The sequence below is a fragment of the Streptomyces sp. NPDC045287 genome (assembly GCF_056432325.1).
Genome location: NZ_JBWKJG010000001.1, coordinates 1 through 24746, shown reverse-complemented (window position 1 = coordinate 24746; position 24746 = coordinate 1). Strand labels below are relative to the sequence as shown.

Annotated in this window: 27 protein-coding genes, 1 tRNA gene, 1 pseudogene and 1 riboswitch; of the genes and pseudogenes, 10 read left to right on the top strand and 19 right to left on the bottom strand. The window is 72.4% G+C overall.

The window, feature by feature from the left end; genetic code table 11:
• Positions 1-172 precede the first annotated feature (172 nt).
• A complete protein-coding gene (locus AC07D6_RS00145; protein WP_479040774.1) occupies positions 173-475 on the top strand; it encodes a hypothetical protein in 303 nt (100 codons plus the stop codon).
• Positions 476-787: 312 nt separating this feature from the next.
• On the opposite strand, the gene AC07D6_RS00140 is transcribed toward AC07D6_RS00145, so the two are convergent.
• The 4 genes from AC07D6_RS00140 to AC07D6_RS00125 all read right to left on the bottom strand — a co-directional run bounded on the left by AC07D6_RS00140 (position 788) and on the right by AC07D6_RS00125 (position 4954).
• Complete coding sequence (locus AC07D6_RS00140) at positions 788-2095, bottom strand: DUF445 domain-containing protein (RefSeq protein ID WP_479040772.1); 1308 nt, start codon at positions 2093-2095, stop codon at positions 788-790.
• Positions 2096-2235: 140 nt separating this feature from the next.
• On the bottom strand, positions 2236-3246 hold the full coding sequence (locus AC07D6_RS00135; RefSeq protein ID WP_315876252.1) for an ABC transporter ATP-binding protein: 1011 nt from the start codon (positions 3244-3246) through the stop codon (positions 2236-2238).
• A gap of 3 nt (positions 3247-3249) precedes the next feature.
• Positions 3250-4161 carry an ABC transporter permease gene (locus tag AC07D6_RS00130; protein ID WP_391652805.1) on the bottom strand — a complete coding sequence of 304 codons (912 nt, stop codon included), beginning with the start codon at positions 4159-4161 and terminating at the stop codon, positions 3250-3252.
• On the bottom strand, positions 4154-4954 hold the full coding sequence (locus tag AC07D6_RS00125; protein WP_315876253.1) for an ABC transporter permease: 801 nt from the start codon (positions 4952-4954) through the stop codon (positions 4154-4156). The genes AC07D6_RS00130 and AC07D6_RS00125 overlap by 8 nt, the downstream gene beginning before the upstream one ends.
• Positions 4955-5183: 229 nt before the next feature.
• Between AC07D6_RS00125 and AC07D6_RS00120 the strand changes: the two genes are divergently transcribed.
• The gene (locus tag AC07D6_RS00120; protein ID WP_479040769.1) at positions 5184-7499 is read left to right on the top strand and encodes a transglycosylase domain-containing protein; all 2316 of its coding nucleotides are present in this window, start codon (positions 5184-5186) and stop codon (positions 7497-7499) included.
• Positions 7500-7611: 112 nt separating this feature from the next.
• On the opposite strand, the gene AC07D6_RS00115 is transcribed toward AC07D6_RS00120, so the two are convergent.
• From AC07D6_RS00115 to AC07D6_RS00105, 3 genes are all read right to left on the bottom strand, one after another.
• Positions 7612-7932: a DMT family transporter gene (locus tag AC07D6_RS00115; RefSeq protein WP_315876255.1), complete on the bottom strand. Its 321-nt coding sequence runs from the start codon at positions 7930-7932 to the stop codon at positions 7612-7614.
• A gap of 35 nt (positions 7933-7967) precedes the next feature.
• Positions 7968-8035: riboswitch (guanidine-III (ykkC-III) riboswitch) on the bottom strand.
• A gap of 20 nt (positions 8036-8055) precedes the next feature.
• A complete protein-coding gene (locus AC07D6_RS00110; RefSeq protein WP_010474424.1) occupies positions 8056-8394 on the bottom strand; it encodes a GroES family chaperonin in 339 nt (112 codons plus the stop codon).
• A gap of 46 nt (positions 8395-8440) precedes the next feature.
• Complete coding sequence (locus AC07D6_RS00105; protein WP_315876339.1) at positions 8441-8764, bottom strand: DUF3618 domain-containing protein; 324 nt, start codon at positions 8762-8764, stop codon at positions 8441-8443.
• 141 nt (positions 8765-8905) lie between these two features.
• Here AC07D6_RS00105 and bcp point away from each other — a divergent pair, with 141 nt between their 5' ends.
• The 4 genes from bcp (at position 8906) to AC07D6_RS00085 (ending at position 10939) form a co-directional block, all read left to right on the top strand.
• On the top strand, positions 8906-9373 hold the full coding sequence (gene bcp / locus AC07D6_RS00100; RefSeq protein ID WP_315876256.1) for a thioredoxin-dependent thiol peroxidase: 468 nt from the start codon (positions 8906-8908) through the stop codon (positions 9371-9373).
• Positions 9374-9513: 140 nt separating this feature from the next.
• Positions 9514-10164 (top strand): HNH endonuclease signature motif containing protein, encoded by a 651-nt coding sequence (locus AC07D6_RS00095; RefSeq protein ID WP_315876257.1) that lies wholly within the window; start codon positions 9514-9516, stop codon positions 10162-10164.
• Positions 10165-10172: 8 nt separating this feature from the next.
• Positions 10173-10850 (top strand): HNH endonuclease signature motif containing protein, encoded by a 678-nt coding sequence (locus AC07D6_RS00090; protein WP_479040765.1) that lies wholly within the window; start codon positions 10173-10175, stop codon positions 10848-10850.
• A 16-nt stretch (positions 10851-10866) separates the two neighbouring features.
• A tRNA-Leu gene (locus tag AC07D6_RS00085) sits at positions 10867-10939 on the top strand.
• 55 nt (positions 10940-10994) lie between these two features.
• Here AC07D6_RS00085 and rdgB read toward each other — a convergent pair.
• From rdgB to AC07D6_RS00060, 5 genes are all read right to left on the bottom strand, one after another.
• Positions 10995-11597 (bottom strand): RdgB/HAM1 family non-canonical purine NTP pyrophosphatase, encoded by a 603-nt coding sequence (gene rdgB / locus AC07D6_RS00080; protein WP_479040763.1) that lies wholly within the window; start codon positions 11595-11597, stop codon positions 10995-10997.
• 32 nt (positions 11598-11629) lie between these two features.
• A complete protein-coding gene (locus tag AC07D6_RS00075) occupies positions 11630-12010 on the bottom strand; it encodes a hypothetical protein (RefSeq protein ID WP_315876260.1) in 381 nt (126 codons plus the stop codon).
• 92 nt (positions 12011-12102) lie between these two features.
• On the bottom strand, positions 12103-12834 hold the full coding sequence (gene rph, locus AC07D6_RS00070; RefSeq protein ID WP_315876261.1) for a ribonuclease PH: 732 nt from the start codon (positions 12832-12834) through the stop codon (positions 12103-12105).
• Between the two features lie 279 nt (positions 12835-13113).
• Complete coding sequence (locus AC07D6_RS00065) at positions 13114-13572, bottom strand: hypothetical protein (protein WP_479041517.1); 459 nt, start codon at positions 13570-13572, stop codon at positions 13114-13116.
• A gap of 108 nt (positions 13573-13680) precedes the next feature.
• Positions 13681-13935: a PTS sugar transporter subunit IIB gene (locus tag AC07D6_RS00060; protein ID WP_479040760.1), complete on the bottom strand. Its 255-nt coding sequence runs from the start codon at positions 13933-13935 to the stop codon at positions 13681-13683.
• Positions 13936-14119: 184 nt separating this feature from the next.
• Here AC07D6_RS00060 and AC07D6_RS00055 point away from each other — a divergent pair, with 184 nt between their 5' ends.
• The 3 genes and pseudogenes from AC07D6_RS00055 to AC07D6_RS00045 form a co-directional block, all read left to right on the top strand.
• Positions 14120-15391, top strand: a complete 1272-nt coding sequence (locus AC07D6_RS00055; RefSeq protein ID WP_315876263.1) for a PTS transporter subunit EIIC — start codon at positions 14120-14122, stop codon at positions 15389-15391.
• Between the two features lie 1073 nt (positions 15392-16464).
• Complete coding sequence (locus AC07D6_RS00050; protein ID WP_315876264.1) at positions 16465-17715, top strand: PTS transporter subunit EIIC; 1251 nt, start codon at positions 16465-16467, stop codon at positions 17713-17715.
• A 105-nt stretch (positions 17716-17820) separates the two neighbouring features.
• Positions 17821-17967, top strand: a pseudogene (locus AC07D6_RS00045) (pentapeptide repeat-containing protein); the annotation flags it as partial.
• Here the strand turns inward: AC07D6_RS00045 and AC07D6_RS00040 are convergent.
• Positions 17916-18665, bottom strand: coding sequence for an MBL fold metallo-hydrolase (locus tag AC07D6_RS00040; protein WP_315876265.1), 750 nt, complete (start codon positions 18663-18665; stop codon positions 17916-17918). The pseudogene AC07D6_RS00045 and the gene AC07D6_RS00040 sit on opposite strands and share 52 nt — an antisense overlap.
• Before the next feature lie 236 nt (positions 18666-18901).
• Between AC07D6_RS00040 and AC07D6_RS00035 the strand changes: the two genes are divergently transcribed.
• Entirely contained in the window at positions 18902-19411 is a 510-nt protein-coding gene (locus AC07D6_RS00035; protein ID WP_315876266.1) for a type II toxin-antitoxin system PemK/MazF family toxin, read from the top strand.
• Between the two features lie 399 nt (positions 19412-19810).
• Here the strand turns inward: AC07D6_RS00035 and AC07D6_RS00030 are convergent, their stop codons facing one another.
• The 6 genes from AC07D6_RS00030 to AC07D6_RS00005 form a co-directional block, all read right to left on the bottom strand.
• Positions 19811-20761 carry a PLP-dependent cysteine synthase family protein gene (locus tag AC07D6_RS00030; protein WP_479040756.1) on the bottom strand — a complete coding sequence of 317 codons (951 nt, stop codon included), beginning with the start codon at positions 20759-20761 and terminating at the stop codon, positions 19811-19813.
• Positions 20761-21039, bottom strand: a complete 279-nt coding sequence (locus AC07D6_RS00025; RefSeq protein ID WP_315876268.1) for a MoaD/ThiS family protein — start codon at positions 21037-21039, stop codon at positions 20761-20763. Before AC07D6_RS00025 ends, AC07D6_RS00030 begins: the two co-directional genes overlap by 1 nt.
• A 163-nt stretch (positions 21040-21202) precedes the next feature.
• On the bottom strand, positions 21203-21319 hold the full coding sequence (locus AC07D6_RS00020) for a putative leader peptide (RefSeq protein ID WP_315876269.1): 117 nt from the start codon (positions 21317-21319) through the stop codon (positions 21203-21205).
• Between the two features lie 120 nt (positions 21320-21439).
• The gene (locus AC07D6_RS00015; protein ID WP_315876270.1) at positions 21440-21862 is read right to left on the bottom strand and encodes a M67 family metallopeptidase; all 423 of its coding nucleotides are present in this window, start codon (positions 21860-21862) and stop codon (positions 21440-21442) included.
• Between the two features lie 81 nt (positions 21863-21943).
• Entirely contained in the window at positions 21944-23356 is a 1413-nt protein-coding gene (locus AC07D6_RS00010; RefSeq protein ID WP_479040753.1) for an amino acid permease, read from the bottom strand.
• A 338-nt stretch (positions 23357-23694) separates the two neighbouring features.
• The coding region (locus AC07D6_RS00005; RefSeq protein WP_479040751.1) for an alanine/glycine:cation symporter family protein at positions 23695-24746 on the bottom strand (1052 nt) is incomplete at its 5' end.

Here is a 24746-nt window from a genome sequence, read left to right as displayed (position 1 = left end):
GACGGTTCACATCCTTACGTACCGGGCGTCGACGTGCGGAACCACCCAGCGGCTGCAGTTCGACGGAGTGAGAACCTTGAACACCACGAGGACAGCCGGGAGGGCGTCCGGGTGGTGGGGGCGGGGCGGGTTAGCCTCGGGGGTGTCGTTGATGTGGCAGGAGGGTTTTCGCATGGCCAGGGTTCCGGCTGCGGTCGTCGCCGCGAGTGGGCTTGTCGGGGGATACGGCGTCGCCCGGTGGACGAAGAAGCGACCGCTCGGAGGGGTGGCGCTGGCCGCCGCCGGGGCGGTGGCCGCGCGGGAGTGGCAGCGGAGCAGCGGCGGCGCCGCGGCGGCCGGGCTGAGCGCCGCGTACGTCGCCGCGTTCGCCGGGTCGCACCCGCTGGCGAAGAAGGTCGGCCCCTGGCCAGCGGTGTTCTCCGTCGCGGGCGGCATGGCCCTGGTCTCCTGGGCGGTCACCCGCCAGAGCCGCTGAGCCCCGCCCCCGGGATCACCGAGCCCGGTCCGGCACCGCCCGGGCCCGGTCTCGGAACCGCCTGGGCCCCGGCCCCAGGGGCCACTGGTCCCGGCCCGTTCCCGGGGCCGCTGGGCTTGTCCCCCAGGACCCGTCCGGGGGGCCTCCTTCCCCGGGACTGCCGGTCCCGGATCCAGGGCCCGCCTGGGCCCCGCCCCGGGGCTTCCGGCCCCGGATCCGCCCGGGGCGGCTGGGCCGGGCCCTCCGGGGGCCGCGCGCCCGTGTGCGTACGCGCGGGGCGGGCGTCCCCGGCCGCCGGCCGGGCGGGGTCGGTCATCCGCCCAGGGAGTGGGAGACCGTGTAGATCAGCAGGCCCGCCAGTGCGCCCACCACCGTGCCGTTGATGCGGATGAACTGCAGGTCGCGGCCGATGTGCGCCTCGATCTTGCGGGACGTCTGGTCCGCGTCCCAGCTCGCCACCGTGTCGGTGATCAGCGAGGTGATCTCCGTCCGGTACGTCGTCACCACGTACGCCGCCGCGTCCTCCAGCCAGCCCTCGACCTTCCGCTGGAGCTGCGCGTCCGACGACAGCCGGGCGCCCAGGGAGAGCAGGGACGCCCGTGCCCGCAGCCGCAGCTCGCTCTGCTCGTCCTCCGCCGCCGACATGATCATCGCGCGTACGGACCCCCACGCCGACGCGATGATGTCCTGCACCTCCGGCCGCGCCACCAGGTCCGACTTCAGGCGCTCCACGCGCGCCCGCGTCTCCGTGTCCGCCTGGAGGTCCGTCGCGAAGTCCCCGAGGAACCGGTCGATCGCGCCGCGCGCCGGGTGCCCCGGCATGTCGCGCATCTCGGTGACGAACCGCAGCAGCTCCTTGTAGACCCGCTCCCCCACCTTCCGGTCCACGAACCGCGGCGTCCACCCCGGGGCGCCGCCCTGCACGGCGTCCATCACCGAGTCGCCGTGCGTGACCAGCCAGTCGTGGGCGCGGACGCAGACCAGGTCGACCGCCCGGTGGTGCGCCCCGTCGGCGACGATCCGGTCGAGGGTCTTGCCGATGCCGGGCGCGATCTCCGCCGCCTCCGCCCGCCGGGTGATCGCCTCGCCGACGACGGCCTGGACGTCGGCGTCCCGCAGGACGGTCAGGGCACCGCGCAGCGCCGTGGACAGCTCCGCCGTGACCCGGTCGGCGTGCGCGGGCTCGGCCAGCCAGGCGCCGAGGCGGCCCGCGACGTCCAGGGCGTGCAGCCGGGTCCGCACGACGTCCGCCGAGAGGAAGTTCTCCCCGACGAACGTGCCCAGCGACTCGCCCAACTGGTCCTTCTTCGTCGGGATGATCGCCGTGTGCGGAATGGGCAGGCCCATGGGGCGGCGGAACAGCGCCGTGACCGCGAACCAGTCGGCCAGCGCGCCCACCATGCCCGCCTCGGCCGCCGCCGCCACGTAGCCGGGCCAGCCGGTCACGCCGGAGGACTCCGCCCAGGTCGCGAGCGCGTAGACCACCGCCACCAGGAGCAGCAGCGCCGTCGCCGCGGCCTTCATCCGGCGCACCCCGCGGCGCTTCTCCTCGTCCTCCGCCGTGTACGAGAAGCCGCCGGCGCCCGCCGTCCGCGTCGCCTCCGTGCCCTTTCCGGTCATGCGCTCCGCCCTCTGTGGCCGGGCCCGCTCCCCTTCCGGGGCGCTGTGGGCCGGCACCGCCGCTTGTCCTATTCCAGGTACTCCCGAAGGGGGCCGCTAGTTCCTGGAACGGTTGTTTTTCCCGGTGCCCGGGGGGTTTCTCACCCTTTCGGAGCTTCCGGGCGCGTCGTGTGCCCGGCCCGGTCCGGCCGCCGTTCGGCGTACATCCTCGCGATGACCGCCTCGATGTCCGGTTCCCGCACGGACAGGTCGACCAGCGGGTACGCCCCGGCGACCTGCGCGACCAGCGGCGCCGCCGACGCGGACGCGGGGAACGCCAGCCACTGCCGGGCCCCCTCGACCCGTACCACGCGGGCGCCGGCCACCTCGATCGGCGGCACCTCCCGTTCCAGGTCGACGACGAGCGTCCGCGTCCCCGCGCCCGCCTCGCGCAGCCCGCCCAGCGTGCCGTCGTACACGAGCCGCCCGTGGTCGATGACCATCACGCGCTTGCAGAGCTGCTCGATGTCGGTGAGGTCGTGCGTGGTGAGCAGGACCGTCGTGCCCCGCTCGGCGTTGAGGTCCCGCAGGAACGCGCGGACCTTCGTCTTCGACACGACGTCGAGGCCGATCGTGGGCTCGTCGAGGTACAGCACGTCCGGGTCGTGGAGCAGCGCCGCCGCGATGTCGCCGCGCATCCGCTGGCCGAGGGAGAGCTGGCGGACGGGCACCTCCAGCAGGGCGGCCAGGTCGAGGAGTTCGACGCACCGGTCGAGGTTCTCCCGGAAGCGCGCGTCGGGGACGCGGTACATGCGGTGCACCAGCCGGTACGAGTCGCGCAGCGGCAGGTCCCACCAGAGCGTCGTCCGCTGGCCGAAGACGACGCCGATGCGGCGGGCCAGGCGGGTCCGCTCCCGCGCGGGGTCGATGCCGGCGACGCGCAGCCGGCCGCCGCTCGGGGTGAGGATGCCGGTGAGCATCTTGACGGTGGTGGACTTGCCGGCGCCGTTCGGGCCGATGTAGCCGACCATCTCGCCGCGCGCCACGCGGAAGCTCAGCCCGTCCACGGCCCGCACCTGGCGCCTCTCCCGGCGCAGCAGCCCCACCCTGCGGCGCACGTCGAAGACCTTCTCGACGCCGTCGAGGTCGATGAAGTCCGGCTCTGCGGTCATGCGTCAGCTCCCCGTGCTCCGGTACGAACGGATCCCCGCGCGCCACGCCAGCCCCGCCAGCGCCACGCACCCCGCGGCGACCAGCGGGGAGGCGAAGGCCGCCCACGGCGGCAGCCCGGCCGGCGCCCCGCGGCCCAGCACGTACAACGCGGGCACCCAGTTGACGAACGCCAGCGGCACGACGTACACGACACCGCGCACCAACTCCCCCGCGAAGACGGTCGGCGGGTACTGGAGGAGGGTGTTCCCGCCGTACGTGAAGGAGTTGGTGACCTCCGCGCCGTCCTGCGCCCAGAACTGGAACGCCGCCCCGGCCGTCATCAGCGACCCGAAGATCAGGGCGCCCGTCACGACCATCAGCGGCACCATCGCCGCCTTCGGCACCGTCCACTCGACCCCCTCCAGCACCGCCAGCGACCACACCAGCACCAGCAGCCCCTGCGTCAGCCGGCCGAGTCGCCGCAGCGCGAACCGGTCGGCGGCCACCTGCGCCAGGACGGGCGCCGGGCGCACCAGGAACGTGTCGAGCGTGCCGTCCCGCACCCGCCGCCCCACCTTCCCCACCTGACCCATCGCCAGGTCGGCCAGCCCGAAGGCGGTGCTCGTCGTCCCGTACAGGAACGCCACCTCGCCGAAGGCGAACCCGCCGAGCCCCCGCACGTGGCCGAACATCAGCAGGATCACCACGAAGTCGAAGAAGTTCACCAGCAGGTTGGTCAGCAGCGTCATCGCGAAGGAGAAGCGGTACGCCATCGTGGAGCGGATCCACATGACGGCGATCAGCCCGTACGCGCGCAGCCCCTCCGCGGCCACCGCCGCCCGCCCGCCGGAATCCGCCCTCCAGGCCGTCCCGGCTCCGGGGCGCGGCGGCCGTCCCGCGGCGCCGGGACGGTCCGGGCGACGGGTCTCAGCCACCCTGCACCACCACCCGGCGGGTCGCGACCGCCTGGAGCGCGCGGCCCGCGGCCAGCAGCGCCAGGGCCCAGCCCGCCTGGAAGCCGTACGCCTCCAGCAGCGCCCGGCCGGTCCGCTTCTCCAGGAACACGTCGGCCGGGACCTGGAGCATCGACGCCCAGGGCAGCGCCCGGGCGACCTCCCCGAGCGCGCCGGGGAAGAGGGTCAGCGGCAGCAGCATCCCGGAGAAGAACACCCCGGTCAGCCACGCCACCTGCACCACCCCCGCCCCGTCGAGCAGCCAGAACACGGAGAGCGCGACCAGGTACCAGACCGCGAAGCTCACCACGACGCCCAGCAGCACCGACACGAGGAAGGCGAGCCAGGTCAGCGGGTGTTCGGGCAGGGCCAGGTCGAAGGCGAGCGCGCCGACCGCCATCGGGACGGCCCCCCGGCCGACCAGTTGGAAGGCGGCGCGCCCCAGGTTGGCCGAGAACCACCACAGCTGGAGGTCGGCGGGCCGGTAGAGGTCGACGACGATGTCGCCGGTCCTGATGCGCTGGATCAGCTCGTCCTCGAAGCCGCCGCCCATCAGGGAGGAGGCGGCGAGCAGGGCCTGCCCGAGCCAGACGTACGCCAGGGCCTCGGACATGTCGTAGCCGCCGAGGCGGGGACGTTCGTCCCACAGGGCCACGTAGGTGAACGCCAGGACGAAGCCGAAGACGGTGTTGGTGAACACCCCGGCGGCGGTGGCCACCCGGTAGGTGGCGTAGCGGCGGAAGCTGCCGGTCAGGACGGTCCAGTACAGCCCCACGGCACCGCCTTCCCTCCGGCCGGCTCCGGTGTCGTCCGACACTCCGTCAAAGCGGGTGAGCCTAGCCACCCGCGCGCCGGGCACGCGACTGGTTTTCGCGCCGGGGGACGGGTGGCCCGGGGCGGGACACGCGGGTCGACGCTCGGCGCGGTGCACTATATGAAGAGTGATAAAGCGTCACAATTCGGACAGTGATCACGTACATCACCGCGACCGTGCCGGAGACCCAGTGAGCGACGCCCCGCCGCAGCCCCCAGCAGGGGGCTGGGAGCCCCGTGACCCCACCGTCCAGACCCGGGGCGACACCGACGCCCCACCCTCCCCCCGCACCCCGGCCCCCGGCCGGCCCCCCGCCCGGAACCGGCCCCGGCGCACCGGGTGGCGCCGGGCCGTCCCCACCTGGCGGACGGTCCTCGGCGGCCTGCTCCTCCTCGTCCTCGTCCTCGGCGGCGGCTTCCTCGCCGGGTACCTCCTGATCGAGATCCCGCCCGCCAACGCCGCCGCGACCGCGCAGGCCAACGTCTACCTCTACGCGGACGGCAGCCCGCTCGCCCAGGGCGGCCGGGTCAACCGGGAGAGCGTCCCCCTCGCCCGCGTCCCCCGCCCCCTGCGGCAGGCCGTGCTCGCCGCCGAGGACCGCGACTTCTACACCGAACCGGGAATCGACCCCGGGGCGATGCTCCGCGCCTCCTGGAACACCGTCACCGGCAAGGGCACCCAGGGCGGTTCGACCATCACCCAGCAGTACGTGAAGAACTACTACCTCGGCCAGGAACGCACCGTGACCCGCAAGGTCAAGGAGTTCTTCATCGCGATCAAACTGGACCGCGCCCGGTCCAAGGACGCGATCCTGGAGGGGTACCTGAACACCAGCTACTACGGCCGCAACGCCTACGGCGCGCAGGCCGCCGCCCAGGCGTACTACGGCAAGGACGTCCAGGACCTCGACACCGCCGAGAGCGCGTACCTGGCGTCGCTCCTCAACGCCCCCAGCGCCTACGACGTGGGCACCCGCCCCTCCAACCGCGCCCGCGCCCTGGCCCGGTGGAACTACGTGTTGGACGCCATGGTCCAGGAGCGGTGGCTGACGGCGGCCCAGCGGTCCGCCCTCCGGTTCCCCGAGGTGCTCCCGGCCCGACCCACCGCCGGGCTGGCCGGCCAGCGCGGCTACGCCGTGCAGGCCGTGAACGCCTTCCTCGCCCGCCACGGCATCCTCTCCGAGCGGGCGCTCGCGGCGGGCGGCTACCGCATCACGACCACGTTGCGGCAGGACCGGATGGACGCCTTCAGCGCGGCGGTGCGGGAGCAGGTCCTCGACCGGCTCGACCCGGAGACGAACCCCGCCGACCGGTACGTCCGGGTGGGCGGCGCGTCCATCGAGCCCGCCACCGGCAAGGTCGTCGCCCTGTACGGCGGCGTCGACTACACACGGCAGTACGTGAACAACGCGACCCGCCGCGACTACCAGGTCGGCTCCACCTTCAAACCGTTCGTGCTGGCCTCCGCCGTCGCCCACGGCGCCACCACCCAGCACGGCGAGCCGATCACCCCGAACACCGTCTACGACGGCACCAACAAGCGCCCCGTGGAGGGCTGGACCGGCAAGGCGTACGCCCCCGCCAACGAGGACGACGTGTCCTACGGCGGCATCCCCCTCCACACCGCCACCGACCGGTCGGTGAACGCGGTGTACGCGCAGCTCGCGGTGGACGTCGGCCCGAAGAAGGTCAGGCGGACGGCGATCGCGCTCGGCCTGCCGGCCGACACCCCGGACCTGACCGCGTCCCCGTCGATCGCCCTCGGCCCGGCCACCGCGAGCGTCCTCGACATGGCGGAGGCGTACGCGACGCTCGCCAACCACGGCAGGCGCGGCCTGTACAGCCTCGTCGAGAAGATCGAGCGGATCGACCCGGCCGGCGACCGCCCCCTGCCGCTGCCCGCCGCCGGGTCCGACGCCCACCAGGCCGTGAGCCGCGAGGCCGCCGACACGACGACGGCCGTCCTGCGCGGCGTCGTCGAGGGCGGCACGGGCACCGCGGCACGGGCCGTGGGCCGCCCGGCCGCCGGGAAGACCGGCACGGCGGAGGACGACAAGGCCGCCTGGTTCGCGGGGTACACCCCGGACCTGGCGACCGTGGTCGCGCTGATGGGCCAGGACCCGAAGACCGGCGCGCAGAAACCGCTGTACGGCGCGATGGGCCTGGACCGGGTCAACGGCGGCGGCGCCCCCGCGGAGATCTGGGCCCACTACACGGGCACGGCCCTGGAGGGCACCCCCTCCCGGGACTTCGACCTGAAGCTCCCCGAGGGCGCGGAGATCGAAGAGGAACGGGAACCGGAGGACCTCACCGAGGAGGCGGACACCGAGGGCGTCACCGACCGGGCGGCGGACGACCGGCCCCGGCAGCCCTCCCCGGACACCGCGCCGCCCCCCGGCCCGGAGGCGGCCCCCACCAGAACGGCGACGGCACCCGCCGACGAACCGGAGGACGCCCCGCCCGGCACCGTCACCACGGCCCGGGACAGGACCCCCGCGACGAGATGACGCCGCCGCCCCCACCCCCGTCCGGGCCGGTGCCGGCCAGGACGGGGACGGGGGCGGGGCCACGCCGGGACGGCGGCGGGCCGGGGGGCGGCGGGCCGGGGCCGGGGGCTCCCTAGTGGCCCGACGTGGCCTTCAGTCCCACCACGGCGACCAGCAGCAGGCACACGAAGAAGATCCGGGCGGCGGTGACGGGCTCACCGAGGACGAGCATCCCCACCACCGCCGCCCCGGCCGCACCGATGCCGACCCACACGCCGTACGCCGTACCGATCGGCAGCGTCCTGGTGGCCTGGGCCAGCAGGACCATGCTGGCGACGATGCCGCAGCAGGTCAGGACGCTCGGCCAGAGACGGGTGAACCCGTCGGTGTACTTCATGCCGACCGACCAGCCCACCTCCAGCAGACCGGCGACGACGAGCAGAACCCAGGCCATGACGACACACACCCTTCGGGAAGAGACGTTTCCGGTGTGCGTCGTCTTTGCCTTGTGACCCGGTACGGCGCGTCTCGTCGGGTGTACCGACCACGGTAACAAGCGGTCAGGGATCCGGGGACCTCAGAGGTAGAGCCCCGTGGAGTCCTCGGAACCCTCGAAACGGTCGGCGGCGACCGCGTGGAGGTCGCGTTCGCGCATCAGGACGTACGCCACGCCGCGCACCTCCACCTCGGCACGGTCCTCGGGGTCGTACAGGACCCGGTCGCCGGGCTCCACGGTACGGACGTTCTGGCCGACCGCGACCACCTCGGCCCAGGCCAGCCTGCGGCCTACCGCGGCGGTCGCCGGGATGAGGATGCCGCCTCCCGAGCGCCGCTCGCCCTCGGGAACGTCGGACCGGACCAGCACCCGGTCGTGCAGCATCCGGATGGGCAACTTGTCGTGGGTGTTCTCGCTCACCCCACGAACTTACCCGGCCGGCCCCCGCCCCGGCCCAAGGACCCCCTCAGTGCCCGCGCCTGCGGGACGACGACGCGACGACCAGCCCGATCACGCCGACGGCGAGGAGCGCCACCGGAACCACCCGCTCCAGACGCGGCGCGCCGCTCTCGTCCACGAAACGGGCCTTGACGTCGGTCACCATCCGGTTGACGGCGACGAAGGCCCGCCCGGCCGTCTCGTCGACCGTCGACGCCACCTTCGCCTTCGCGTCACCGATGATCGTCTTCGGGTGCATCCGTACGCCGATCTCGTCGAGCGTGACGGCGAGCTGCTCGCGCCGGCGGACGATGTCCGCCTCGATCTGCGCGGGGGTCCTGGCGTCCGACACCGAGCTGCCTCCGTTGGTGGTCGTGATCTCCGGTCGCTTCGTCATGCACAGTCTGTCAGCTCGACCGGCCCGGAGCTGTCCCAGACCCCCATTAGGCTCGGTCGCGTACCCGCCCGCACCCCGTTGAGGAGAGCCACAGCCATGAGCGAGCGACTGCAGCCCGGCGACACCGCCCCCGCCTTCACCCTGCCCGACGCGGACGGCAACGAGGTCTCGCTCGCGGACCACAAGGGCCGCAAGGTCATCGTCTACTTCTACCCCGCGGCGCTCACGCCCGGCTGCACCAAGCAGGCGTGCGACTTCACGGACAACCTGGAGCTGCTCGCGGACGCCGGCTACGACGTGATCGGCGTGTCCCCGGACAAGCCGGAGAAGCTGGCGAAGTTCCGGGAGAAGGAGGACCTGAAGGTCACGCTGGTCGGCGACCCGGAGAAGAAGGTGCTGGAGGCGTACGGCGCGTACGGCGAGAAGAAGCTCTACGGCAAGACGGTGACGGGCGTCATCCGCTCGACGGTCGTCGTCGACGAGGACGGCAAGGTCGAGCGCGCGCTGTACAACGTGAAGGCGACCGGCCACGTAGCGAAGATCATCAAGGACCTGGGCATCTGACCCCCGGCACCCGGCACCCGAACGGCCCGCACCGCCCCACCGGCGGTACGGGCCGTTCCGCTTGTCGGGCGCAACCGTCCGACAGCCGGTTCGTTACTCCGTACGAGGCCACGAACAGACGGCCGTGCGAGGAGGGGTCGATGCCGGTCAGCCCGTACACGAAGGAGCGCCTGGAGGAGGCCGCCGGAGGAGCGCGCTCGCTGTCGGAGGCGCTGGAGCGGCTCGGGGTGGACCCGGCGGGTCCGACCCGGCGCTACGTACGTGAGCGGATGAGGAGGCTGGAGGTGGACACCTCGCACTTCGAACGGGAGACGAAGTGGACCAGGGACGTCCTCCGGTCCGCGGTCGCGGCGTCCACGAACATGTGCGACGTCCTGCGCCACCTCGGCCTCGGGGTCGTCGGCGGACACCACACCCACATCAGCCGCCGCATCAGGGCGTACGGCATCGACACCTCGCACTTCCGGGCACCGGAGCGCCGCGGAGTGCCCCGGCGCCCCGGGACGCCCGAGCACGTGCTCGTCCGGCAGCCCGCCGACCGGGCCAGACGCGTCCCGAGCGACCGGCTCAAGTCCGCCATGGCGGCGCTGGGAGTTCCGGAGCGGTGCGCCCTGTGCGGCACGGGACCGGTCTGGCGAGGCAGCCCCCTGCCCCTGGAAGTCGACCACGTCGACGGCGACTGGCGTGACAACCGGATCGAGAACCTGCGCTACCTCTGCCCGAACTGCCACGCGACGACGGACGGCTACCGGGGCCGTGCCAAGCGGCGTGCCGCGGAGGGGACCGCGTGAGCGGCGGCGTGAGGTACACCCGCGAGCGGCTGGCGCAGGCGGCCGAGCAGTGCTCGGACCTGGACGAGGTGATCGCCTTCTTCGGCACGCGGCCGTACGGCAAGCTCCGCAGGTACCTCGTCGGACGGTTCGCACGGTTCGCCATCGACATCTCGCACTTCGGTCCCCGCGGCGGCTCGGCCCGGCCCGAGCCCGACGAACTGCGTGAGGCGGTCGCGGAGTCGATCTCCCTCGCCGAGGCGCTGCGCCGGCTGGGCCGGCCGGACAACGGCACCCAGCGGAGGAAGTTCCGTGAGTGGGTGGCCCGGGACGGCCTCTCGACCGCGCACTTCCTGGGTCAGGCGCACCAACGCGGCAAGCCGGGCGCGACGCCGGTCAGGCGCGCCGAGGAGATCCTGGTCAAGCACGGCGGCGAGCGCCGCACCAGAACCCCCCTCCTGCGCCGCGCGCTCCGCGAGGTCGGCGTACCCGAGGCGTGCGCCGAGTGCGGGGTGGGGCCCGAGTGGCTGGGGAAACCCATGACGCTGGAGATCGACCACATCAACGGCGACTGGAGCGACGACCGGCGGGAGAACCTGCGGCTGCTGTGCCCCAACTGCCATGCCGTCACCGGCACCTGGTGCCGCGGGGGCCGACCGCGAGGGGTGTCCGGTGTCTCCCTCCCGGCCGGGGAGCGGGGCCAGTAGAGTAGAGCGCGGCCGGGCGCCCGTACGCCAAGGGCTGAGCGGCGATCTTTAGGTGGTCGTGTTTGTCGGTTCGAATCCGACCGGGCGCACAGGGCGAAAGGCCCCGCACCTTCCATTCGTAGGTGCGGGGCCTTTCGGGTGGGGTCAGCCGAGCAGTTCCCGGACGGCCGGGACGAGGGCGCGGAACGCCTTGCCGCGGTGGCTGATGGCGTTCTTCTCGTCGGGGCTCAGCTCCGCGCACGTGCGGGTCTCCCCGTCGGGCTGGAGGATCGGGTCGTAGCCGAAGCCGCCGCTGCCCGCGGGCGTGTGGCGCAGCGTGCCGTCGAGGCGGCCCTCGACGACGCGTTCGGTGCCGTCGGGCAGGGCGAGCGCGGCGGCGCACGCGAAGTGGGCGGCGCGGTGCGGGTCGTCGATGTCGGATAGTTGGGCGAGGAGCAGGTCGAGGTTGGCCTTGTCGTCGCCGTGGCGGCCGGACCAGCGGGCCGAGAAGATGCCGGGTGCGCCGCCGAGGACGTCGACGCAGAGTCCGGAGTCGTCGGCGACGGCCGGGTGGCCGGTGGCCCGTGCGAGGGCGCGGGCCTTGAGGAGCGCGTTCTCCGCGAAGGTGACGCCGGTCTCCTTGACGTCGGGGACGTCGGGGTAGGCGTCCGCGCCGACGAGTTCGTGGGCGAGTCCGGCGCCGGCGAGGATGGCGCGGAGTTCGGTGATCTTCCCGGCGTTGCGGGTGGCGAGGATCAGGCGGGTCATGGCGTCCAGTATCGGGGGCGGTTCGCGGCGGGTTACGGGGTGCAGACCTTGCCGATCTCGGCGGCCGCGTCGGTGACGGGCTTGAGGTCGGGGGTGGTGTCGCCGTTCTTGACGGAGGTGCGGACCTGTTCGACGCCGTTCGACAGGTCGTCGACCGCCTTGGTCAGGTCGGCGTTGTCGGTCTTGTCCTTGAGGGTGGCCAGTTCCTTGTCGATGGCGTTGAGGGATTCCTCGATCTGGGTCGGGTCGCCGGCGTTGGAGACGGCCCGGCCGAGGCGGTCGACGCTGGTGGCGATGGCGTCGGCGGTCTGGACGCAGTCGAGTGCCTTGTCCAGGGCGCCGCAGCCGGTGAGGGTGAGGGCGGCGGCGAGGGCGGCGCCGGAGACGAGGGCGGCGGTGCGGTGACGACGCATGAGCGGGTGTCCTCCCCTGGCTGGTTACGGGCGTACGGTACCTTCCGCACGCCCGTGTCCGGTGAGACGCCGCCGGGTGGCGGCGCGGTTGCTCAGAGCGTCGTTTCGAGGGCTTCGCGCTGGAGTGCGGCCAGGTCGGCGCAGCCGCCGGTGGCGAGGTCGAGGAGCGCGTTGAGTTCCTTGCGGTCGAAGGGTTCGGCTTCGGCGGTGCCCTGGACCTCGACGAAGCGGCCGTCGCCGGTGCAGACGACGTTCATGTCGGTTTCGGCGCGTACGTCCTCCTCGTAGCAGAGGTCGAGGAGGGGGGTGCCGTCGACGATGCCGACGGAGACGGCGGCGACGGTGCCGGTGAGCGGCTTGCGGCCGGCCTTGACGAGTTTCTGCCGCTGGGCCCAGGCGACGGCGTCGGCGAGGGCGACGTACGCGCCGGTGATCGCGGTGGTGCGGGTGCCGCCGTCGGCCTGGAGGACGTCGCAGTCGAGGACGATGGTGTTCTCGCCGAGCGCCTTGTAGTCGATGACGGCGCGCAGGGAGCGGCCGATGAGGCGGGAGATCTCGTGTGTACGTCCGCCGATCTTGCCCCGGACGGACTCGCGGTCGCCGCGGGTGTTGGTGGAGCGGGGCAGCATGGAGTACTCGGCGGTGACCCAGCCTTCGCCGCTGCCCTTGCGCCAGCGGGGGACGCCCTCGGTGACGGAGGCGGTGCAGAAGACTCTGGTGTCGCCGCAGGAGATGAGGACGGAGCCCTCGGCGTGCTTGCTCCAGCCGCGCTGGATGGTGACCGGGCGGAGCTGTTCGGGCGTGCGGCCGTCGATACGGGTCATGGGGAGAGCCTAGGCCGTCCCGTGCCCGTCTCGTGCCGCCCGTCAGGGGCGAAAGCGGGCGGCCGGCCGGGGGCGGGGGCACACCACCCGTAAGGGGGGCGTATGGCCGGTCAGGGGTGGGAGGCGCGCCCCCCGTAAGGGGCGGGGGCGTGGTGCCCGTCAGGGGCAGGGGCGCGCGGCCGGCCAGAAATGGGGGCGCAGTGCCGGCCAGGGGCGGGAGGTACACCGCCCGTAAGGGGCGGGGCGTGGTGCCCGTCAGGGGCGGGGGCGGGGTGGCCGTCAGGGGCGGGAGCGCGCGGCCCGGGCGAGCCAGGGGGTGAGGGTGGGCAGCGGTATGAGTTCGCGGTGGGTCTCGCCGCCGGGCAGGGGGACGACGAGCCACTGGTTCGGTGGGAAGAACCGTCCGGTGACGCGGGCGCGGCCGTCGAGGACCGCCCGCAGGAAGTCGGGGGCGGAGTCGCGGGGCACGTCGGGGAAGTCCACGCCCTCCACGGTGATGAGCGTGTCGCCCTCGGGGAAGAGCCGCAGGGTCGTCCGGGGGGGTCCGGCGACCTCGACGTACGCCTCGTGCGGGAGGGATCCGTCGGGGTCGGTGGCGGTGAACGCGGGCGAGGCGGTGCGGCGGGAGGTGCGGTCGGCGCCGATGTCGTCGGTGACGGTGGTCTCCAGCCCGTACGCGCCGGCGATCTCGACCAGGGCGGTGACGGCGGCCTGGGTGCTGGGCAGGTGCGGGGGGATCGTGGTCTCCTTCGCGCTCGTTCCCTCGTTCGGTGGAGGGTGTGACGAGGCCCGCCCCCGGTGCCGGTCGGGGGCGGGGGCGGGCCTCGTCGTGCGGCTAGCAGCCGGTCACATCATGTCTTCGATCTCGGCGGCGATGGGGTCCGCGTCGGTGCCGATGACGACCTGGATGGCGGTGCCCATCTTGACGACGCCGTGGGCGCCCGCGGCCTTCAGGGCGACCTCGTCGACCAGGCCCGGGTCGCTCACCTCGGTGCGCAGCCGGGTGATGCAGCCCTCGATCTCTTCGATGTTGTCGATCCCACCGAGCCCGGCGACGATCTTCTCAGCCTTGCTGGCCATGTGTTTCTCCCTGGTGTTCACGGGGTGCGGTCTCGACGCCCCGTACGTCCGCGTTCGTCACGGTAACTCACGGTTGGCCCATCTACGCAGGCGAGCCACCGCCCCGTCCCCGATCATGATGATCACCGGCACTCTGCCCGTGAGCGGGCTCCAGCCGAGCCTATCGCAACTGGTCTACACCAGTCCTGTTCCCGGGAGGACGCGGATGAGCAACGACCGTACGGCGAGCGCGGCCGCTCCGCGCAGGTCCCGGTGGAACGGCCTGTTCCAGGGCCTGCAGAAGGTCGGCCGGAGCCTCCAGCTTCCGGTGGCGGTGCTGCCGGCCGCCGGTCTGCTGGTGAGCCTGGGCAACCTCTTCTCCGCGTACCTGCACGGGAGCTTCTGGGAGAAGGTGTCGAACGTCCTGCTGAAGGGCGGTACGGCGATCCTCGACGGGGCGTTCGGACTGCCGCTGCTGTTCTGCATCGGCGTGGCGATCGGGTTCGCGAAGAAGGCGGACGGCTCGACGGCGCTCGCGGCCGTGGTGGGCTTCCTCGTGTACTTCAACGTCCTGAAGGCGTTCCCGCGCGAGGGGACGGTCACCGCGGACGTGCCGGAGGGCGTGCCGCAGAACCCGGGCGTCCTCGGCGGCATCCTGATCGGGCTGCTGACGGCCGTGGTGTGGCAGCGGTTCCACCGGACGAAGCTCGTCGACTGGCTCGGGTTCTTCAACGGGCGGCGGCTGGTTCCGATCCAGATGGCGTTCCTGTGCGTGCTGCTGGGCGTGGTGTTCGGGCTGCTGTGGGAGCCGGTCGGGGACGCGCTGGAGTGGTTCGCGCGGCACCTGATCGGGCTGGGCGCGTGGGGCGCGGGCATCTTCGGCCTGGCGAACCGGCTGCTGATCCCGGTGGGCATGCACCAGTTCCTCAACACGTTCTTCTGGTTCCAGGCGGGTGAGTACACCAAGCCGGACGGGACCGTGGTGCGGGGCGACCTGACGCGGTTCTTCGCGGAGGACCCGACGGCGGGGCAGTTCATGTCGGGCTTCTTCCCGATCATGATGTTCGGTCTGCCCGCCGCCGCGCTGGCCATCGCGCACACGGCGCGGCCGGAGCGGCGGCCCGAGGTGGCGGGTCTGATGGTGTCCGTGGCGCTGACCTCGTTCGTGACGGGGGTGACCGAGCCGCTGGAGTTCTCGTTCATGTTCGCCGCGCCGCTGCTGTACGGGCTGCACGCGCTGCTCACCGGCGCCTCCATGGCGATCACCTGGGGGCTGGGGGTGCACACGGGCTTCAGCTTCTCGGCGGGCCTGATCGACTACGTCGTCAACTGGCACCTGGGCACCAAACCGTGGCTGATCATCCCGATCGGGCTCGGCTTCGCGGTGGTGTACTACGTCGTCTTCCGCTTCGCGATCACGGTCTTCAAGCTCCCGACCCCGGGGCGGGAGCCCGAGGAGGTGGAGGAGGAGATGGCGCGGCAAACCACCAAGCCGTAGCCGTAGCCGTAGCCGTAGCCGTAGCCGTAGCCGTAGCCGTAGCCGTAGGGGACGCGCCCCTGCGTGGGCCGGTGCGGGTCGGTGCCGGACGGCGTCGAGGAGGACGGCGCCTTTCGGCCGGCCACGCGCCCCCGCGTGCGGGCCGGCACGACCGGCCGGGGCGGCCGGTACGGCGGGGTGGTCGGTACGACCGGAGTGGACGGTACGGCGGGGTGGTCGGTACGACCGGAGTGGACGGTACGGCCGGGTGGTCGGTACGGCGGGTGCGGCCCGGGTGGCCGGTACGGCGGGGTGGTCGGTACGGCGGGTGCGGCCCGGGTGGCCGGTACGGCCGTCCGGGGTCGCGTCCGCTTCCCGGTGCCGGGCGGCCGGGTCGTCCGCCCGGTCGTCCGGCGGGCGCCGAGTATTCGTACTCATGTCCCGCCGCCCGCGCGCGGGCAGGCCGGCCGCCATGCACGGGATGGACACGACGGAGGGCGGCGCCGGCCGGTAGACGACCCCGGTCACCGAGCAGCCCCGGACCCACGGGCAGCCCCGGCCCCACGGGTGCGCGGCAGGGCGATGTGGTCCGGGTGAGCCCGGACCCATGGACGGGCCCGGTCGCGCCAAGCGCCCCGGTCGCACCGAGCGGCCCCGGTGGCACGGGCGGCCTCGGCGGCACGGGCACCCCGGCCGCGCCAGGCGTTCCCCGCCCCACGGGCGACCCCGGCCGCGCGGGCAGTTCCGGGTCGCACCGGGTCGGGAGGGGCGGGCCGGGAGGGGCGGCCTCTCGGGGTGGCCTCTCGGAGTGCGGCTCGGGGTGCGGCTCGGGGCGGCCTCTCCAGCCGGGTCCGTGTTCGGCGCGGCGGTGGCCGGTTTCCTCCCGCAGGGGCCCGACCGTCCGGGTTTCCGCTGGTCGGCACGTGAAGCCCTGTTGTGACGTATTCGCAGGTTCCTTATCTATCCCCGACCGTGCTACAACAGGTCTACACCAGTAATGGTGTAGACCACGCGGCCTTTCCCCGTGCCGCGTCCCCCCGAGACGCCGCCGTCCCCTTCTTCCCGAGCGGCGCCTTGCCCACTGGAGGAAGTTGATGAGTACGGCCACCGCCACGGCGGCGCCCGCAAAGAAGCGGGGCTCCGGCCTGTTCCAGGGCCTGCAGAAGGTCGGTCGCAGCCTGCAGCTGCCGATCGCCGTGCTGCCCGCGGCGGGCATCCTGCTGCGCCTGGGACAGGACGACGCCTTCGGCAAGGACGGCCTGGGCTGGAACAAGGTCGCGTCGGTGTTCGCCACTGCCGGCGACGCCGTCTTCGCCAACCTGCCGCTGCTGTTCTGCGTCGGCATCGCCATCGGTTTCGCCAAGAAGGCCGACGGCTCGACCGCCCTCGCCGCCCTCGTCGGCTTCCTGGTCTACAAGAACGTCCTCACCGCGTTCCCCATCACCGAGGCGAAGGTCCAGGACGGCGCCGACATCGCCGCCACCTACAACGACCCCAAGGTCCTCGGCGGCATCGTGATGGGCCTGATAGCCGCCGTCACCTGGCAGCGCTTCCACCGCACCAAGCTGCCCGACTGGCTCGGCTTCTTCAACGGCCGCCGTCTCGTCCCGATCCTGATGGCCTTCATCGGCACCGCCGTCGGCGTCTTCTTCGGCCTCGTGTGGGAGCCCATCGGTGAGGTCATCACCGCCTTCGGCGAGTGGATGACCGGCCTGGGCGCCGCCGGCGCCGGTGTCTTCGGCGCGATCAACCGCGGTTTGCTGCCGGTCGGCATGCACCAGTTCGTGAACACCGTCGCCTGGCAGGAGATCGGTTCCTTCACGGACCCCTCGGGCGCCGTCTGGCACGGTGACCTGCCGCGCTTCTTCCACGGCGACCCGACCGCCGGCCAGTTCATGACCGGCTTCTTCCCGATCATGATGTTCGCCCTGCCGGCCGCCGCCCTGGCGATCACCCACTGCGCCCGCCCCGAGCGCCGCAAGGTCGTCGGCGGCATGATGATGTCGCTCGCGCTGACCTCGTTCGTCACCGGCATCACCGAGCCGATCGAGTTCGCGTTCATGTTCATCGCCCCGGTGCTGTACGCGATCCACGCGGTGCTGACCGCCATCTCGATGGCCCTGACCTGGGCGCTGGGCGTGCACCACGGCTTCAGCTTCTCCGCGGGCGCCATCGACTACTTCCTGAACTGGGGCCTGGCCACCAAGCCGTGGATGATCATCCCGATCGGCCTGGTGTTCGCCGCGGTCTACTACGTGGTCTTCCGCTTCGCGATCACCAAGTTCGACCTGCCGACCCCGGGCCGCGAGCCCGAGGAGGAGGTCGAGGACCTCACCAAGGCGTGAGCCCCTCCGTCCGGCACCGGCCGGACGCCGTACGACACGGGGAAGGCCCCGGGACCGCTCAGGTCCCGGGGCCTTCCCCGTGGGTTCCGGGGCCTTCCCCGTGCGCGGCTTTCCCGTGCGCGGCTTTCCCGTGCGCGGCTTTCCCGTGCGCGGCTTTCCCGTGCGCGGCTTTCCCGCCGCGCGCGTCCCGCGCCGCCGGGCTACAGCTCGTACACCGCTCCCGACCGGGCCAGCTCCGCCGGGCCGTCGTAGACCTCCCGCGCGTCGGCCAGGTTGCGCTCGCCGTCCGTCCACGGCGGGATGTGCGTCAGGACGAGCCGCTTCGCGCGGGCCCTGGCCGCGTGGACACCCGCCTCACGGCCGTTCAGGTGCAGCTCGGGGACGTCCTCCTTGCCGTGGGTGAAGGACGCCTCGCACAGGAACAGGTCCGTGTCGGCCGCCAGCTCGTCGAGCGCGTCGCACACGCCCGTGTCGCCGGAGTACGTGACGGCCCTGCCGGCGTGCTCGATCCGGATGCCGAACGCCTCCACCGGGTGGCACACCCGCTCCACCCGCACCCGGAACGGGCCCAGTTCGAACGAGCCGGGCTTCAGCGTGCGGAAGTCGAAGACCTCGCTCATGGCCGTGGCGGACGGCAGGTCCGCGTACGCCGTGGCGAGCCGCTGCTCGGCGCCGTCGGGCGCGTACACCGGGAGGGCGTCGCACGTGCCGTCGTGCCGGTAGAACCGCGCCACGAAGTACGCGCACATGTCGATGCAGTGGTCGGCGTGGAGGTGGGAGAGGAAGATCGCGTCGAGGTCGTAGAGACCGCAGTGGCGCTGCAGCTCGCCCAGGGCGCCGTTGCCCATGTCGAGGAGCAGCCGGAAGCCGTCGGCCTCTACGAGGTAGCTCGAACAGGCCGAATCCGCGGACGGGAACGACCCGGAACAGCCGACGACGGTGAGCTTCATGGAGCGTGAACCTCCGTGGACGGGAGCGGGGAAGCGCTGGCGGGGGGAGGTCGTGCGGTGCGACGAGCGTACGGCCCGGGGCGGCGGGGCGCGCCTTCGCAGCGGCCCGTTGTGGGGGAACTCACCCGTGCTGTCACCGGTTCGGATGGACCCGGTGGGGGTGGCGGCGCGGCGCCGCGGCGCGGGTGGGCGGGCGGCCGGGCGGGGGGCGGTGCGGGCCGGTAACGTCCGGGGGTATGGACACGTCCTGGTGGCCGGCGCTCGTCGCCGTCGTGGTGGTCGCGCTCGTCGCTGCGGTGGCCGACGGGCGGGGGCGCGGCGGGCGCCGTCCCGGTGGCCGGGGGCCTGCCGGGCGGGGGCCCGGCGGGCGGACGCGGCCTCCCGGCCGGCCGCCGGTGCGGCGGCCCGCCGGGCCGCGGGCCGCGCCCGCGCGGCGGCCGGAACCGGGCGACATCTGGTGGGCCGGCGTGCCGTTCGAGGACGGGCCGGGGTCGAAGGACCGGCCGTGCCTGGTGCTGGCGGTACGGGGCGACTCGGCGCTCGTCGCGAAGATCACCAGCAAGTACCGGGAGGAGCGGGCCGGGGTGATCGCGCTGCCGCCGGGGTCCGTGGGCGACGCGCGGGGGCGGGCGAGCTTCCTGGAGACCGGGGAGCTGCGGGAGGTGGCGCTGTGGGAGTTCAGGCGGCGGGTGGGCGCGGTCGACCCGCTGGTCTGGGACCGGGTGCGGCACCTGGCGACCGAATGACCGCCCGGGGGCGAGCGGCCAGTGACCCAGCGATTCTCCGGAGGCCGAGTAGCCAGTGGCCGAGCGACCACCCCGGAGGGGGCGAGCGACCACCCAAGGGGCGAGTTACTACCCGGAGGCCGGGCGCCCGCCCGGTGGGCGAGTGACCACCCGAGGGGCGGATGCCCGCCCGGCGGACGAGTAGCCGGTGGTCGAGCGACCACCCAAAGGGCGGATGCCCGCCCGATGGTCGACCGCCCGAAGACCAAGCGCCCCGCCCGGCGGACGAGTAGCCGATGACCGAGCGACCGCCCGATGACCGAGTGACCGTCCGGTGGTCAAGCGCCCGGAGGACGGATGCCCCCTCCGGGCGACCGCCCGGGGCCGGGTGCCCGGAAGGGCGCCCGGCCGGGTCGGCGGTCAGGCCCAGAGCTGGCCCTGGAGGGTCTCGATCGCCGCTTCGGTGGTGGGCGCCGTGTAGACGCCCGTCGACAGGTACTTCCAGCCGCCGTCGGCGACGACGAAGACGATGTCCGCGGACTCGCCCGCCTTCACGGCCTTCCGGCCGACGCCGATCGCGGCGTGCAGGGCCGCTCCCGTCGACACGCCCGCGAAGATGCCCTCCTGCTGGAGGAGTTCTCGCGTACGGGTCACCGCGTCGGCCGAGCCGACCGAGAAGCGGGTCGTGAGGACGGACGCGTCGTACAGCTCGGGGACGAAGCCCTCGTCGAGGTTGCGCAGCCCGTACACCAGGTCGTCGTAGCGCGGCTCCGCGGCGACGATCCTCACGTCGGGCTTGTGCTCGCGCAGGTAGCGGCCGACGCCCATGAGGGTGCCGGTCGTGCCGAGTCCGGCGACGAAGTGGGTGATCGACGGGAGGTCGGCGAGGATCTCCGGGCCGGTCGTCTCGTAGTGCGCGGCGGCGTTGTCCGGGTTGCCGTACTGGTAGAGCATCACCCAGTCCGGGTTCTGCTCGGACAGTTCCTTGGCGACGCGCACCGCGGTGTTGGAGCCGCCCGCCGCGGGCGACGAGACGATCTCGGCGCCCCACATGGCGAGTAGGTCGCGCCGCTCCTGGGAGGTGTTCTCGGGCATCACGCAGACGATGCGGTAGCCCTTGAGGCGGGCCGCCATCGCGAGCGAGATGCCCGTGTTGCCGCTGGTGGGCTCCAGGATGGTGCAGCCCGGCGCGAGACGGCCGCTCTTCTCCGCCTGCTCGATCATGTGCAGGGCGGGGCGGTCCTTGATGGACCCGGTCGGGTTGCGGTCCTCCAGCTTGGCCCAGATGCGCACGTCCTCCGAGGGGGACAGCCGCGGCAGCCGGACGAGCGGGGTGTTCCCGACCGCGGCGAGGGGGTTGTCGTAGCGCATCAGCGCATTCCGCCGGCGACCGCGGGGAGGATCGTGACGTTGTCGCCGTCCGACAGCTTGGTGGAGATGCCGTCGAGGAAGCGCACGTCCTCGTCGTTCAGGTACACGTTGACGAAGCGCCTGAGCTCGCCGCCGTCCACGATGCGGTCCTGGATGCCCGCGTGGCGGGTTTCGAGGTCGGCGAACAGCTCGGCGAGGGTCGCCCCGCTGCCCTCGACGGCCTTGGCGCCGTCGGTGTAGGTGCGGAGGATGGTCGGGATGCGGACCTCGATGGCCATGATGTGGACTCCTGTGAAGGCTGAAGGCTGAGGGCTTGAAGGCTGCTGGAGACTGACGCTGAGGCTGCGGAGACGGGGCAGGACGTACCGGGCGCCCGGGACGGGGCGGGGCGGTCGCGGGACGCGGCGCGTGCGGAGGCGGGTCTGTGCGGGAGCCGCCGCTTCAGGCGGCGGCGCCGCGGGGACACATGGCGCTGGCGAGGCGGCACAGGTCGACGTGCAGCCGCGCGACGAGCAGGACGGGGCCCGGCGTCTGTTCGCTCACGTCGATGGAAACCATGCGGTCATCGTATCGATTCCCGGTCGCCCGACCAGAGTGTGATCTCGCATGGCGGACGGGATCCGCTCAGCATGCGGATCCCGTCCCGGTGAGCCGCAGGTCGGCGCGGTTCTGTGCGCTTCAGTAGGCCTCGACGACCTGGACCTCTTCCTCGGTGATCTCGCCGTCCAGGATGCGGAAGGACCGGAACTGGAAGGGCCCGGCGCCGTCGGTGTCGGCCGTGGAGACCAGGACGTAGTGCGCCTGGGGCTCGTTGGCGTACGAGACGTCGGTGCGGGACGGGTACGCCTCGGTGGCCGTGTGCGAGTGGTAGATGACGACCGGCTCCTCGTCGCGGTCGTCCATCTCGCGGTACAGCTTCAGCAGGTCGCCGGAGTCGAACTCGTAGAACGTGGGCGAGCGGGCGGCGTTGAGCATCGGGACGAAGCGCTCGGGGCGTCCGGAGCCGGCCGGTCCCGCGACCACGCCGCAGGCCTCGTCCGGGTGGTCGGCGCGGGCGTGCGCGACGATCTGGTCGTACAGGGCCCGTGTGATGGTCAGCATGGGCATCAGGATAAGCAGACGGGCCCGCCCGTACCGAGGGATGGTACGGACGGGCCCACATGCCGGACAACCGGCCGGAAGTCACCGCTTGAACGCGGCGTTCTCCGGGTCGCGCGCCTTCAGCACCAGGTACGAGACGCCCAGGATCAGCGCCCACAGCGGGGCGCAGTACAGGGAGACCCGCGCCTCGGGGTCGACGCCCATCATCACGATCACGCCGAAGATGAAGAGCAGGGCGAACCAACTGGTGAAGGGGGCTCCGGGGGCCTTGAACGACGACTGCGGCAGCTCGCCGCGGTCCGCCTTGGCGCGGTAGCGGATCTGGGAGACCAGGATCATGATCCAGGCCCACATGCCGGAGATGGTCGCGAAGGAGACGACCTTGTCGAACGCCTCGCCGGGCCACTGGTAGTTGATCCAGACGCCGACGAGCATCAGGCAGGCCGAGAAGGTGGTGCCGACCAGCGGCGTGCCGGTCTTCGTCAGCCGGGTGAACAGGCGCGGGCCCTGCCCGTTGAGGGCGAGGTCGCGCAGCATGCGGCCGGTGGAGTACATGCCGGAGTTGCAGGACGACAGGGCGGCGGTCAGCACCACGAAGTTCACGATCGCGGCGCCGACGCCCAGGCCCATCTGCTCGAAGGCGGCGACGAACGGCGAGACGCCCGGCTTGAAGTGCGTCCACGGCACGACCGACAGGATCATGATCAGCGCGCCGACGTAGAAGACGGCGATGCGCCACGGGACGGTGTTGATGGCCTTCGGCAGGGTCTTCTCGGGGTCCTTGGACTCGCCGGCGGTGACGCCGACGAGCTCGACCGCCAGGAAGGCGAACATCACGATCTGCAGGGTCGCCACCGTGCCGCCGATGCCCTGGGGGAAGAAGCCGCCGTCGGCCCACAGGTGGCTGACGGACGCGGTGTCCCCGGCGTCGGAGAAGCCGATCGTGAGGATGCCGGCGCAGATCAGGATCATGCCGACGATGGCGGTGACCTTGACCATCGAGAACCAGAACTCCAGCTCGCCGAAGAGCTTCACGGAGATCAGGTTCGCGCCGTACAGCACGACGGTGAAGACGAGCGCCGAGATCCACTGCGGGATGTCCCACCAGTACGTCATGTACGTGGCGGCCGCGGTGACCTCGGTGATGCCGGTGACCACCCAGAACAGCCAGTACGTCCAGCCGGTGACGAAACCGGCGAACGGGCCGACGAACTCGCGGGCGTACTCCGAGAAGGAGCCGGACACCGGGCGGTACATGAGCAGCTCGCCCAGGGCCCGCATGATGAAGAAGATGACGAGGCCGGCGATCGCGTACGCCAGGACCAGGCTCGGGCCGGCCTTGGAGATGGCCTTGCCCGCGCCGAGGAACAGGCCGGTGCCGATGGCACCGCCGATGGCGATCATCTGGATCTGCCGGGCGCCGAGGCCCCGCTGGTAGCCCTCGCCGACGGCCCTGTCGCCGCTGTGGTCGTTCTCGACCTTCAGAGAGGTCATGGTTTTCGGTGCGCCTTTCTCCACGCTGATCCCCCCGGACATGGCTGGAGTGCCGCCGGCGGTCGGCCGGCCGTGGCGCCCCCGGGAGCATGGGTGGCGCTCCCGGCGGTCGTGCAGATGTATCACAGTCGTACACATAGGGGACGAAGCGTCCTGTGACCTGCACCACCTGGAAAGCACAACAAATCAGCCATCGCTTGGCAAAAAGCGCACCTTATTCTTAGCGGATCGTTATACGGAATTGAGCGTCCGCTGAGCGAACGCGCCCCCCGCACCGGGGTTCGGTGCGGGGGGCGCGTCGGTCGTGCGGGCGGGTGGTCACCCGCCGAGGGGAGCGGTCAGGGGGATTCGACCGGCTCCTTCTCGCGCCGCTCCGGCTCGGCGCCGGCGTCGCGGCGGCGGACGAACTCCAGGAAGGAGTTCAGCTCGCGCTTGACGACGGGGGCGAGGAGGTACAGGCCGATGATGTTGATGACGGCGACCGTGAACAGCACCACGTCGGCCAGGTCGATCAGGGTCTGCAGCGTCAGCAGCGCACCGGAGACGGTGAACAGCGTGTAGACGATCTTGCAGAGGATCTCGCTGGTCCGGCTGCGGCCGAAGAGGTACGTCCACGCCTTGAGGCTGTAGTAGCCCCAGGTGAGCACGGTGGAGAGGGCGAACAGCATCACCGCGACGGTGAGGATGTACGGGAACCAGGGCATGGCGGTCGCGAAGGCGTCGGAGGTGATCGTGACGCCGCCGATGGATTCGCCCTGGCGGGCCTCGTTCCAACTGGCCGGGTTGGCGATGACGATGGTCAGCGCGGTCATGGTGCAGATGACGACCGTGTCGATGAACGGCTCCAGCAGGGCGACCAGGCCCTCGCTGGCGGGGTAGTTGGTCTTCACCGCGGAGTGGGCGATCGGGGCGGAGCCCATGCCGGCCTCGTTGGAGAAGGCGGCCCGCTTGAAACCGATGATCAGCGCGCCGAGGACACCACCGGCGACCCCCTCGGGGTCGAAGGCGCCGTCGATGATCTGCGAGACGGCGGCCGGCACGTGCGTGATGTTGGTCAGGATGACGACGAGGCAGGCGGCGATGTAGATGCCGGCCATGGCCGGGACGAGCTTGCTGGTGACGTTGGCGATGGAGCGGATGCCGCCGAGCAGCACGATGCCCACGAGCGCGGCGACGAGGGCGCCGAAGAACAGCGCGCCGGCGGAGGAGCCCATCAGGCCGTCCTCGCCGCCGGTGACGGAGACGAGCTGGGCGTAGGACTGGTTGACCTGGAAGAGGTTGCCGCCGAAGAAGCTGAAGAACAGGACCATGGCGGAGGCCAGGACCGCGAGGGCCTTGCCGAGCCTCTTGCCGCCGGCGCCGAAGCGGTCGGCCAGGCCCTTGGGCAGGT